Origin of the sequence: Vibrio sp. MACH09 (genome assembly GCF_033238805.1) — a bacterium.
Lineage (GTDB): Bacteria > Pseudomonadota > Gammaproteobacteria > Enterobacterales > Vibrionaceae > Vibrio.
On record NZ_BSFZ01000002.1, the window covers coordinates 163,090 to 176,047 of the forward strand.

A 12,958-nucleotide genomic window follows, 5' to 3' on the forward strand; every position below is an offset into this window, starting at 1 on the left:
TATGAAGAAGCCAATGATGAAAAAACTCAGCGCCAGCTTTCTGGCAATCCTATCTATACCCACCGCGGTCATATACACAAACTACGCCATCAGTAATCAGCCTGAAACCGTATCGGTTAAAAACGAAATCACGCTGCCGGGTGTCACGATTGAGCACCTGACATCGGGTGTTAACAACAGCATTATTGAAGGATATGGTGAAGTGGTCTCTTCTGAGACCTTATCCATTCAAGGACAAGTTTCAGGCCGGGTGGTTTGGAAATCTCAGCAGTTCAAAGTGGGTAAGCGGGTTAAAAAGGGAACCCTGTTACTGCGTATTGAAGACTCGGACTATCAGGCGACCTTAGCTAATGCGAACAAAACCTTAGCCGATGCTCACTTAGCTCTGTTACTCGAACAGAGAAAACATAAGCGAGCTAAGGATAACTGGAAGAAATCGGAAATATCAGGTAAGCCAACCAAGCTGGCATTAAGAGAGCCCCAGCTTGAAATCGCCAAATCTCAATACCTTGCCGCGAGTAAAGCGGTAAAAAATGCCGAGACAAATCTCGCCAATACCAAAGTGTATGCACCATTTGATGCGGTTGTCACGGCTCGTAATGTCACCAATGGAAGCTATGTTTCCCAAGCAAGTGCTATTGGTGAACTGAAAGCGTCGAAAACCGCGGAGATCAAGATCGCCTTATCAGAAAGAGAGTGGCAGCAACTTCCTAACTCACTTGATTCATTGCACGTCACTATCTCCTCCCCTAACAACAGTCAATACCAATGGAGGGGTCGCGTGTCTGATCTTGCATTGGTCATTGATCAGAGTACACGAACAAGAACCCTGACGGTCGTAATCGATTCACCACTAGCGCAAGAAACACCTCTTCTATTTGGTAGTTTTGTTAACGTTCGTCTGAAAGGAAAAGCCATTCCCGACAGTTATGTTATCTCATCATCGTCACTTACTGCAGATGGGTATATCTGGTTCGAAAAGGAGAATCAGCTGTTTAAATATAAAGCCAATACCCTGTTCAAAAATGCCAATCAAGTTGGTATTGCCCGAGGTCAACTCGACCCACAAATCAGTTTAGTTAAGAAGCCGTTATCTCATTATGTTGACGGTATGAAAGTGATTGCAACTGAGGAAAAAACCGATGGATAACATAAACCCTAATCAGGGTATTATCGCGTGGTTTACCCGTAACTCCGTGGCTGCCAATCTGTTGATGGTCTTAATTCTGGTCTCAGGATTGATTGCGATGTCCAAGCTTCGCACTGAAAGCTTTCCGGCCATTCCGCCCAATAGTGTTTCCATCGAGGTCAGTTTTGACAGTGGTTCAGCTCAATCGGCCGAAGAAGGTATCGCGCTAAAACTGGAAGAGGCGCTACAAGGTATCGACGGCATAAAGAGCATTCAAAGTAGCTCAACGGGTCAGGCTGTTTCGATGACCGTGACAAAAACCAGCAATTATAATTTGGATACTCTTTACCAAGATATTAAAAACAAAGTAGATGCTATCAGTACTCTGCCACAACGGGCAGAAAAACCGGTTATAAATCGGGCAGTAGAAACCAATGGCGTGATATCCATAAGCTTATATGGTGACGTAAGCAACAAGGTCCTTCAGCAATATGCTGAACGCCTTCGTTCTCGACTCCTTGCCAATAGTGCTATCCCAAAAATCGATTATATTGGCAGGAAAAACGAGGAGATCACCATCCAAGTTGACGAGAGCAAACTTCAAGCCCTCGGCCTATCGCTGTCAGAAGTTGCACGCAAAGTGAGCGCGGCTTCCATTACCGATACGGGCGGTGAACTCAAGGGGAAAGGAGGTACATTAGTACTAAAAACCGAACAACAGAAACGCAGTGCAAAAGAATTTGCGACCATTCCAATAAAACAACTTCCGAGTGGAAAGAACCTCCGCTTATCGGATATTGCGGAGGTTAAAGATGACTTCTCCAGCAAAAATGCCTTAACACGTTATAAGGGCAATCCTTCTGTCGGGCTTAACGTTAATATGTATGGCTCTTCCAACATAACGGTTGTCGCCAAAGAGACCAAAAAAGTGGTCGATGAATTCAAGAGTACGCTGCCATCCAATATTCATATTGAGTTATGGAATGATCGCAGTGAACCCATTAAAAATCGCCTGTCGCTATTATTAAACAATAGCTTTATGGGGATGATTCTGGTGATTGCGCTGTTGGCGACATTTCTAAATATTCGAGTTGCCTTATGGGTGGGACTTGGCCTACCGGTTATTTTTTCCGGTGCCATGATCCTTATGAGCGACTCTCTCTTCGGAATGACGTTAAACGAAATGACCACATTTGGTTTTATCATGGCGTTGGGGATTGTGGTCGACGATGCGGTTGTTATCGGAGAAAGTGTCTATGAAGAGCGGGAAAAGAAAGGGCCGAGTATAGAGTCCACCATTTCAGGAGCCAAAAAGGTCGCCACACCAACCACCTTTGGCGTCCTGACGACAATGGTGGCGTTTCTATCCATGAGTCTGGTAGAGGGAGAACTTGGCAAAATATTCGCACAATTCGCCTATGCGGCAACGTTTTGTTTATTCTTCTCTCTCGTCGAGTCGAAACTCATTCTACCGTCTCATCTCGCTCACCTGCGTATGCATTCAAACTCTAACAAGAGAAGTTTGGGCGGTTACTGGAACCGATTTCAACAAAAGGTGCTGGCTGGATTAAGCTATGTGACTCATCACTACTACAAACCGTTTCTTATCATCACCTTGCGCTATCGTTACGCGGCACTGGCGCTTTTTGTTTCGCTATTTGTGTTGGTTTTTGGCTCGGTACTATCTGGAAAAATCAAAATGGTTTTCTTCCCAGAGATATCAATGGACTTTATTGAGGTAACCGTTTTATTCAAAGACGATGCTGGCTACGGTTTAGTACAAAGAGAAGCGCTTAAAATTGAACGTATAGCAGAGCAACTTAATGGCGACCTTATCAAAGAGTTTGCTTTGGATATCGACCCCATTCAAAGCTTGTTAACCGAAACCTCAGATAACAGCATAACGTTAACCGCGGGACTGTCCGCTAACAACCAAAGACCCTTTGCTGCCACTGAAATTGCTAAGCGCTGGCAATCTATGGTGCCTGCACTAGAAGGGGTGGACAGCAGTAGTTTTAATGCTGATATGATTGCGGAAAAAGACATAAGCATTGAACTCAATAGTAATAACAGTCAAACATTGGAGCTTGCAGGAAACATTCTGACGAATGAGCTGGAAAAAATTAATGGTGTCTTTGGCGTTAAAAACGGATTGGCTGCCGCTCAAACTCAGGTTGACATAAATGTGAATTCCGAAGGTCAGGCGATGGGGCTGACAAATACGGAACTGCTTCAGCAACTTAAATTCGCCTACCAAGGACACGTTATTCAGCGGCTGCAAAAAGGACAAAATGAAGTAAAAGTGAAGATTCAATATCCAGATAATCGCCGAGAGACGCTCGATGATCTTCAATACGCGGATATCCACCTCGCCACGGGAAAAATTGTACCTCTAACATCGGTTGTCACGATTTCCACCCGATATGTCTCCAAAAGTATTGAACGAATTGATGGTAAGCGTGTAAACCAAATCACCGCAGATGTGGATAAAGCGACGACCTCACTGGATGATGTAATGGAAAGCCTCAACGGCGGCATTTTACGTCAACTTCAGCAGAGCTATCCTGACCTAACTGTCTCAATTTCAGGCCAAGACAAAGAGAAAAGAGAGATAACGCAGTCGCTAGAAAGTGTCTTTATGATTGCTTTAATTGCCATTTATGCCCTGCTTGCGATACCACTTAAATCGTATCTTCAGCCCATTATCATCATGTTTGCCATTCCATTCGGCATTATTGGCGCTCTACTCGGCCATATGCTGCACGGTATTCCTATTAGTTTACTGTCGTTATTTGGCATTCTTGCTCTCGCTGGGGTAGTGGTCAATGACAGTCTGCTCCTTATCTCTCGATACAATAGTGGCCGAGAAGCAGGGCTCACCGTTGTGGACGCTTTAGTCGATTCGGGAACTGGGCGTCTTAGGGCAATCCTACTCACGTCCACCACCACCTATTTTGGTCTAATGCCATTATTGGTTGAAACGTCACCGCAGGCACAATTTTTAATCCCTGCGGCAACCTCAATGGGCTATGGCATACTGTTTGCCACGATCATTACTTTGCTACTGATCCCGGCTCTCGTTATGGTGAATGAAGATTTAAATACATTGTTTAGTCGTAAAGAAAACCGAGATGACGTAGCGGAATTAGGCCATTAATATACTCAAGTGACCTCAAGGTGCTTGTTCAGCGAGAATTTATTGGCTGCTGATCAAGGAACTGATTTGAAGGCATAGTCATTCTACTGCAAGAATCAATAACAAAAACACCCCGTGAATTTCAATTTTTCACGGGGTGTTTTTAAATCACTTACATGGATAATGTCAACGGTCAAAAGTAGCGTTCGAAACTCTGTTGGTAAATGCCTCTTCCCTAGATTTTATGTGAAATGAGTTACTCTTCTAACAGTTCGGTAAGTACTTGCTTAAATGTCTCTTGCGGTTGAGCACCTGTTAATGCACTAGTGCGGTTAAACACGACAGTAGGTACACCAGACACACCCATTTGTTGCCACTGCGCCTCCAACCCTTTTACTCGCTCTCTAATTTGCTCATCCGCCAGTGCGGCCAACGCATGTTCAGCAGCGATCCCTACCGACTCCGCTTCTTTAATCAGTACTTCGCGATCAGAAACATCTTTGTGCTCGGTAAAATAAGCTGAAAACAGACGTAATTTCAGCTCTGTCTGTTTACCTACCTGATGAGCAAAGTCCAGTAACACATGAGCATCCAGCGTATTAACCATGTTCATCTCTTCAAAGAAATCAAACTGAAAACCGTACTGGGAGCCGTGCTGAGTAATGTTCGCTCTTGCTTGATCACTCTCTTCACGAGATGAGCCATATTTGCGGGCAATATGTTCCCGCAACCCTTCTCCTTCTGCAGGCATATCAGGGTTTAATTCAAACGGTTGCCACTCGATCTCAACCTTGTCTTGTATCGCCAACTCTTCAATCGCCGCTTCAAGATGCTTATAGCCGATTACGCACCAAGGACAGACAACGTCTGAAATGATATCGAGTTTAATTGTTTTGCTCATCCGAAGCCCTCTTCGCTTTAGACATTAGTAAAAAACCACCAGCCAATCACATTGGTTAAGCCTGGAGCTGCTTGAATTACTTTTTGTATATAAAAATAACCACTACTATTGAACCATCGTTCTCATCGATATTGCCAATAAGTGACAAGGAGTTGTAGACATGCAGAAAGTGATTCTTTTTGATATTAATGAAACCGTGTTGGATCTCAGCCCACTGCGCCCCAAGTTCAAGCTTTACTTAAATAATGAGAGCCATATGGACACTTGGTTCGCAATGCTACTTCACTCGTCAACGGTCTCCCTCATTACTGGGGTAAAAACCAATTTTAAACGGCTTGCTCACACTGCTTTAGTCACTTTGGCGGCGCGTCTTAAGACCGCGCTATCTGACAACGAACTTGACGATATTGTCAGCACATTCGCCAATTTACCGCCTCACGACGATATATCACCGTCATTAACCATGCTACGACACGCCGGATTCAAGTTGGTCGCTTTTTCAAACTCATCCCTCACGCTGCTCGATGCGCAGCTAACTAACGCTAACATCATTCAGCAATTTGATGACGTCATATCGGTTGAAAGCGCTGGAACCTTTAAACCATCAAAGGATGCTTACCAATACGCACTTCAAGCAATCGGTGTATCGGCTAAAGATGCATGCTTGGTTGCCACTCATGACTGGGACACACACGGTGCGCTCTGTGCAGGGCTTAATGCCGCGTTTATCAATCGATTTAACACCCCTTACAATGCGATCTACAAAAAGCCAACCATTATTGGCGACACCATGACCAGCATCGCACAACAAATCATTGATGATAGAGTTAAGTAACCAAATAGAAGTAATAGCAGTGCCGTTAAGAGCGCAAGTTTAGAACCTTATCTATATCTTGCGCAGAATGACGTTCAGGTACTTGCTCTGACGGTTCGCCAAATGAACGATTCACAATACGACCTCGCTGCACCGCTTCACGCGCTTCGAGCTGTTTGGCCCAACGCACAACATTGGTATAAGACTCTACCTGCAAAAACTCCGCTGCATTGTATAGTTTGCCTAATACTAAGTTGCCATACCAAGGCCAAATAGCCATGTCGGCAATGGTATATTCTTCTCCAGATACATAGGTATTTTGCGCCAGTTGTTTGTCCAGAACATCCAATTGGCGTTTAGCTTCCATCGCAAAACGATTAATTGGGTATTCCAGTTTTTCATCAGCATAGGCGTAAAAGTGACCAAACCCTCCCCCTAAAAATGGAGCAGAACCCTGTGCCCAAAATAGCCAGTTGAACGTTTGAGTTCTTGCCGGGCCGCTTTTTGGTAAAAACTGATCAAACTTCTCCGCCAAGTGAACAAGAATAGAAGCAGATTCAAACACGTTTACCGCATCATCACCGGTTTTATCAACTAAAGCAGGGATTTTAGAGTTAGGGTTCACACCGACAAAACCGGAAGAGAACTGATCTGACTCTCCAATATTAATTAAAAATGCATCATATTCTGCTTCTTTAATCCCGAGAGCTAATAGCTCTTCCAGCAAAATCGTTACTTTTTGACCGTTAGGCGTTCCAAGGGAATATAGCTGTAGTGAGTGCTCACCCACTGGCAATTCACGCTCAAACCTTGCACCTGATTCAGGTCGGTTTATGTTCGCCCATTGGTTACCACTACTCGGTTCGTTTTGCCAAACTTTTGGCGGTTGATACTGCTTATCACTCATAATTTATTCCTTTGTTCAAATTGATGTGATGAGTCTACAGACTGAGCTGATTACTTCACAACACATCACTGATGTAATCCGTATAATGGCGATTGCTCTTTAAATAAAAGTAGCAAACCAACAGATAAAATATCGGCTAATTGTTCTCTTTACGCTACATGCAAAAATGAAAACTGCTGGCTGACCACCCTAGCCTACTGTCCACGCTTCTGTTTCGGGAAGTTCGATGGAAATAGTGCACGCTTACTCTCATCATCGACCGAAGATTTAAAGTCAACGCCGTTGGCAATATTTCGTGCCACTGCCACTGCAGGACGGCTGTTAATTCGGTCAAACCAACGTTGCAAGTTTGGATATGATTGTAAATCATCATCACCTAACACGGGCTTCACTTTATCTATCCATCCCCACGCTGCAATGTCAGCAATAGTCAGTTGTTCACCAACAATATAATCACGCCCTTCTAGATGTAAGTCTAATACTTCGTAGTGACGTTGTGCCTCACGCAAATAACGATTTTTTGCATAGGAAATCGACTCCGGAGCAGCATGATGAAAGTGCACTGACTGTCCCGAAAAAGGCCCAAGCCCTGACGCTATAAACATCATCCACGACAACAGCTCAGCACGCTCTTCCGCTTTTCCCGTCAGCTGACCTGTCTTCTCAGATAGATAGAGCAAGATCGCATTGGAATCAAACACTCGAACACCATTATCTAGGATAGCAGGTAGTTTTCCATTTGGATTGATAGCACGGTATTCCGCTGAATGTTGCTCACCCTTTAGAGTATCCACAGCAACAAGCTCAAACGGTAAATCTGTTTCCGCTAGAAACAGCGCTACCTTCATTGGGTTTGGGGTTTGATGAAAAAAGAACTTAAGCATGAATAACTCCCTTTAATGATTTAAATGACACCGTGAACTCGTTGATTCGAGGCACTTTAATAGTGGTAAAAACGGTGACTCAGTGTTGGCTTTAAATCACTATAGAACAATTTGAACGATCGCTCAATATCAATTTTGATCAATCGTTCAATTATTATATTATTAGTTATTCGATTGTGAATTAAGCGATAGGGTTGAAACGATAATCGACAGCCAGAGTTGATACCTCATGGCTGATTTTAGTCGATTAGAGATTGGTAGAAAAACATGGTTTAAAAAGGAGACTGGACAAAAATGCCTTTTACTAAATCCGACAGTTCATCTTGATTTATGTTTCCTCGATTCACTCTGGCGTAATTTCTAAGTCCTAAAATCTGAATTTGTAGATGACGTGCTAGTCTGGCAGGATCTTTATCACTGGCGAGTTCCCCATTATCAATCGCCTGTTTTAGTAGAGCGGCAAACTTTCGCTCCATCTTTTGCATTAACTGCTGTGCAAACGCTAAAAGTTCAGCTTGATCATCGGTTAGTTCAGCAACGGTTTTTTGCAGCATACACATGCCATTAGGGCTCTCTTTCTGAGAGTTAACAACCAGCCTTTGAGTAAACAACATCAAGCCTTCAATAATAGAATCTGTGTCTTGTAGACAGAGTGATAACTGACGTTGGCCGAGCTCTGCATAGTGGGACAGCGACTGTTTAAACAACTCTTCTTTGCTACCAAAAGCAGAGTAGATGCTACCAGGGCGAAGATCTATCGTATCTTGTAGGTTTCGCATAGAAGTACCATTAAAGCCCTTTTCCCAATATAGGTTTGTGGCTTTCGCTATCACATCATCTCGGTTGAACTTTATCTTATTTACCATGAATAACTCTGTTTCCAATGATTCAATTACGCATCTCATCAAAGTGTAATTGAACTTTCGTTCAAAAACAATTTCACGTCCAACACTAAGCCTTAGCGAAAGACAAGACTCAAAGCCATCATTCAAAAAGTAAGTTTTACCAGATTGTAGTAGAATAAACATTCACCTAGCTTATTGATGTAAATCATCAAGCCTATTTTTACTTATAGTGTAGTTATTACCCATGGATCTATTTCTTCTTAAAAAGGTCATTACTGTTTTAGTCATGCCTGTAACCATAATATCTCTGCTTCTTTTGACCGCTATTTTACTTCATCGGTTTAAACCTAAACTGAGCCTCTTTAGCTTAGTCATGGCAACCACACTATTGCTTTTAGCAACATTACCACCAGTCTCAAATCGAGTTATGACCCAACTGGAAAATGAGTACCCTGCCTATTTAAATAAGGCCCCTAATATTGATTACATCGTGGTGTTGGGCTGTAGGCACATAAGCTCGCCATCACTGCCGGTAACCAGCCAATTGGGCGTCTGTTCATTAGAGCGTTCAGTAGAAGCGCTACGAATTTACAATTTGCATCCAAACGCAAAAATCATCACCTCAGGCTATGCCGGATACGACTCGGTGACGAATGCGGAAAAAGTAAAACAAGCATTAATGTTACTTGGCGTCCCCCAACAAGATATTCTTGCGGATGGCTCTTCTAGAGACACCGAAGAAGAAGCAAAACGTATTTATCCAATGGTTAAAGACGCCGATGTTATCCTAATCACCAATGCTTCACATATGCCTCGCGCCATGAACTACTTTAAGTCGCAAGGGTTAGATCCGATACCCGCGCCTACTGGCTATTGGGTTAAGAACTCAGATAAAGAAAAAACGTGGAAATATTACCTTCCCCATGGCGGGTTGCTCGCCCAAACAACGACTGCTTGGTATGAAACTTTAGGGCAGTTTGTTCAATGGCTTAAGTCTATGTAGTGATTCTCATGTGATACCAATTATGGCTCGATAACTTAATCGTACATTAGATGATTCGCTTTGTTGCCATCAAACTCTGCGAGGGATTTTCGAGCCAAACGACGAAATGGCCATGCTTTAACTATCTCCTCTAATGGTTGTATGGCAAATGCCCAGAAAATTGAACCATCAAAAACCAAGATCACTAGTGCGCACAACGGAATTGCAATGAGCCACTGGCCAGTAAAATTGATTTTAAATACATCCGTGGTTTTACCAAGAGCCCGCAAGATATGACCATGAACGGTGTTGTAGCCACGAACCACGGGTAAGAGAATATAGAGAGGAGCAATAACCGTTAATGCCTGATAAGTGGCATCATCTAACTCCGGATATATTGAAGATAAAAACAAACTTAACACAAGAAAGAAAACCGCAGAAAGACACGAAATAACCACCGCGATATCGATACTGACATCAACATTCTTATTTAAATCTTGCAGTTTCTTCGAGCCAATCGCTTGGCTAATAGTAATTGCTGACGAATGAGCCCAAGCAGTAATAAACTGCGTGCCTGCTCGTATCCATGGCATGATCAACGTAATCGCCACATAGGAGTGAATGGTAAGTTGCGAATATAAAAGCTGATAAATTGTTGCGCCAATTTGCAGCATGGTGACATTAGCCGCAACGGGGAAAATTTCCTTAAAATGATAAAGCATGTTTTCGATAACAGCAGGGCTAGGCGCTGGCAAGGACACCTTAGCGCTATCATCAAATTTTATACACGAAAGCAGATACGCCATCCTAACGACTATCGCAACCACACTTCCTATCGCCGCGCCTTGCAGCCCTAATCCGGAGAAATCATTCACGCCATAAATCAGCAAATAGGAACATACGATGTTAATGGGTAGCTCAATTAAGTACCCCTTAAACGGCACTCGAGTTCGACCGCGCGCATTAAAAAAAGCAATTACAACCTGTGTAACTGCGTTAAATAAAACAAGGTACTTACTGATAGAAAGATAGGCATTAATTTCCTGATGAAGCTCAACATCGTCTGTTAACGCAGAGATTAATTCCTGATTAAACGCACTGATCATCAAGCAAAAAAATATCGCGATAATGACATTGATAAAAAGCCCTGAGCAAAAGCTTCGATTCAAAGCAAGCGAACTGCCTGAACCAACTGAGCGGCTTAAAACCAACTGTGTACCATTGGCTAAAGCCATCTGAATGCCGAGGACAAAGGCGACAATGGTTGTTGCTATCCCCATCGCCGCAAGTGACACTTCCCCTAACGGAGAGATTAATAGGGTGTCTATCATTAGCATCGACTGCATAAGCAGTGCATTCAATGCTAGCGGCCAAGCCAAAGATAGATTTTTGCGGATATACAGACTCTTGCAGTTATGAGATTGAGAAAACACGCCACGTCCTAATTTAATGCAGATACCAAGATGTCTTGAGCATTGGTGAATATTGATAAGCAGTGATTGATATTAAAGACCATTGCATTTAATAGTCGGTCGCTAACGCTATCTTCTGATTATGCTGCCCCAATAATAATTGTGATGCCTTCTTCGCATCGGCTTTGTTGCCAAGCATAATGGCGTTGTATATAGCTTGATGTTCGGCTAAACAGAAACGCCCACCTTCTGCCGCATGGTCAATAAATTGCTTAAAAATAGTAGAGAGAATATTGCTAAATGGAACATAGAACTGATTCCCTGTCGCAAGGAAAATAGCCTGATGAAACAAGTGGTCGTACTGTGTCCACTCTTGGTAATCCATTCGCTCTGCCGCCATACTCATCTCTTGAAAATAAATAGATAAAAGTTTGCGATGCTCTGCAGTAGCATTGACCGCAGCCAATGCACACGCTTCGGGTTCTATTGCTCTTCGCAAACCCAAAAACTGAGCCAGAAAAGGTTGGGTATTGTCGAGGTCTTGGATCCATTCTAAGAGTTGTGGGTCGAGAAATTGCCAGCATTTTCGAGGACGAACCGTTGTGCCAACTTTTGGTTTAGATTCAATTAACCCTTTGGCAGACAAAAGTTTGGTGGATTCTCTTAATGCGGTGCGGCTAACTCCAAATAATTCACACAGCTCTATTTCGCTGGGTAATTTCTCATTTGGCAGTATCTCGGCTGATAATATTTTGCGAGCAATTTGTCTTGCTACTTGAACATGAATCTTTCGGCTAGAACCTGCTACAGATAAAAATGTTGCCATGGTGTGCCTCTCGTATAGGTAAGTATGATGTCAAGTATGCTTGAGGCTCATAAATTAAAAGCCAGATACATAAATCTGGCTTTTAATTGGAGCGGTTGATCTAGCATAGTTGGCTGTACACGCAATACTACGGTGCCATCTGTCCGCCGTTCACATCCAATATTTGCCCAGTGACATAACCTGCGCAGGCATGAGACGCAAAGAAAGCAAACGAAGGAGCGACTTCGTCAATGCGACCAAAACGGCCCATTGGAATGGTGCCAGAGATTGTTGCTCTTAGTTCGTCTGACTTACCATCATGGAAGGCAGTATCGATAGTGCCAGGCGATACAATATTGAAGCGGATATTATCTTTGGTGAACTCTTTTACCCAGTTACGGTGAATATCATGTAACCAAGCTTTAGATGCCGCATAAATACCAGCGCCTACACCGCCGCCTTCACGTGCCGCGATAGAGCCCGTACTGATCACACAAGATGTTTCACCCGATTCAGCCGCTGATGCACGTAAGAAAGGAATGGCGAACTTTGTCGTCATTAATGCAGAACGCGCATTGAGATTCATAACACGCTCGTAAAATTCATCATCGATGTTTTCTAAATTTTCACGTCCGCCAAGACCGCCTGCGTTATTAATGAGGATGTCTAAGCCACCAAAATGATCGGTAAATTCCGTTACCAGCTTATTACACTCTGATGTTTCCATAAGGTTAGCTTGGAAGAAAGCGACATCACCACCTAGCTCTTTTAACTCAGCAAGAGCGCTCTCTACTTCAGCACCTGCAATATGGCTGTTTATACCAATCTTGGCACCATATTTTGCAAATACTCGAGCTGTGGCCAGCCCCATACCAGCTGTAGAACCTGTAATAAGAACTCGTTTATTTTTTAAATCGTTAAACATTAGAATCTACCTATCGTTTTTTACACTTTAAATAATAATACAATACCACTTTTTATACACAAGCGAAAAAAGCCTATTCTCAACTTAATCTGTTAAATTAGGCACAATAATGTGACACAAATCACCTTATCAAGTGTCATTTTGAGCTTAATTGTATTACAAAAAAGGCCATTAAAGAGCAAAAACCCGTGACGAACGAGAAAAGGCCCTCTTATATC

At 43.1% G+C, this 12,958-nt stretch carries 11 protein-coding genes; 4 read left to right on the top strand and 7 right to left on the bottom strand.

The genetic code is table 11. The annotated features are described in order from the left end of the window. Nucleotide 1 precedes the first annotated feature (1 nt). The gene (locus tag CHJ_RS15945; protein WP_317918263.1) at nt 2–1,150 is read left to right on the top strand and encodes an efflux RND transporter periplasmic adaptor subunit; all 1,149 of its coding nucleotides are present in this window, start codon (nt 2–4) and stop codon (nt 1,148–1,150) included. After that, entirely contained in the window at nt 1,143–4,286 is a 3,144-nt protein-coding gene (locus tag CHJ_RS15950) for an efflux RND transporter permease subunit (protein ID WP_317918264.1), read from the top strand. The genes CHJ_RS15945 and CHJ_RS15950 overlap by 8 nt, the downstream gene beginning before the upstream one ends. Before the next feature lie 235 nt (nt 4,287–4,521). On the opposite strand, the gene CHJ_RS15955 is transcribed toward CHJ_RS15950, so the two are convergent. Next, nucleotides 4,522–5,166 carry a DsbA family oxidoreductase gene (locus CHJ_RS15955; RefSeq protein ID WP_317918265.1) on the bottom strand — a complete coding sequence of 215 codons (645 nt, stop codon included), beginning with the start codon at nt 5,164–5,166 and terminating at the stop codon, nt 4,522–4,524. Nucleotides 5,167–5,326: 160 nt separating this feature from the next. Between CHJ_RS15955 and CHJ_RS15960 the strand changes: the two genes are divergently transcribed. Then, nucleotides 5,327–6,001, top strand: a complete 675-nt coding sequence (locus CHJ_RS15960; protein WP_317918266.1) for a haloacid dehalogenase type II — start codon at nt 5,327–5,329, stop codon at nt 5,999–6,001. A 25-nt stretch (nt 6,002–6,026) separates the two neighbouring features. Here CHJ_RS15960 and yghU read toward each other — a convergent pair whose 3' ends face one another. From yghU to CHJ_RS15975, 3 genes are all read right to left on the bottom strand, one after another. After that, a complete protein-coding gene (yghU, locus tag CHJ_RS15965; protein ID WP_171751522.1) occupies nt 6,027–6,887 on the bottom strand; it encodes a glutathione-dependent disulfide-bond oxidoreductase in 861 nt (286 codons plus the stop codon). A 194-nt stretch (nt 6,888–7,081) separates the two neighbouring features. Continuing rightward, on the bottom strand, nt 7,082–7,771 hold the full coding sequence (locus CHJ_RS15970; RefSeq protein WP_317918267.1) for a glutathione S-transferase family protein: 690 nt from the start codon (nt 7,769–7,771) through the stop codon (nt 7,082–7,084). A gap of 272 nt (nt 7,772–8,043) precedes the next feature. Continuing rightward, the gene (locus CHJ_RS15975; RefSeq protein ID WP_317918268.1) at nt 8,044–8,637 is read right to left on the bottom strand and encodes a TetR/AcrR family transcriptional regulator; all 594 of its coding nucleotides are present in this window, start codon (nt 8,635–8,637) and stop codon (nt 8,044–8,046) included. Between the two features lie 223 nt (nt 8,638–8,860). Between CHJ_RS15975 and CHJ_RS15980 the strand changes: the two genes are divergently transcribed. Beyond that, nucleotides 8,861–9,619, top strand: coding sequence for an ElyC/SanA/YdcF family protein (locus CHJ_RS15980; protein WP_317918269.1), 759 nt, complete (start codon nt 8,861–8,863; stop codon nt 9,617–9,619). A 35-nt stretch (nt 9,620–9,654) separates the two neighbouring features. On the opposite strand, the gene CHJ_RS15985 is transcribed toward CHJ_RS15980, so the two are convergent. The 3 genes from CHJ_RS15985 to CHJ_RS15995 all read right to left on the bottom strand — a co-directional run bounded on the left by CHJ_RS15985 (nt 9,655) and on the right by CHJ_RS15995 (nt 12,740). Next, entirely contained in the window at nt 9,655–10,944 is a 1,290-nt protein-coding gene (locus tag CHJ_RS15985) for an MATE family efflux transporter (RefSeq protein ID WP_171751622.1), read from the bottom strand. A 175-nt stretch (nt 10,945–11,119) separates the two neighbouring features. Further along, complete coding sequence (locus tag CHJ_RS15990; RefSeq protein WP_317918270.1) at nt 11,120–11,836, bottom strand: FadR/GntR family transcriptional regulator; 717 nt, start codon at nt 11,834–11,836, stop codon at nt 11,120–11,122. A gap of 127 nt (nt 11,837–11,963) precedes the next feature. Continuing rightward, nucleotides 11,964–12,740 (bottom strand): SDR family NAD(P)-dependent oxidoreductase, encoded by a 777-nt coding sequence (locus CHJ_RS15995; protein ID WP_171751517.1) that lies wholly within the window; start codon nt 12,738–12,740, stop codon nt 11,964–11,966. Nucleotides 12,741–12,958 lie beyond the last annotated feature (218 nt).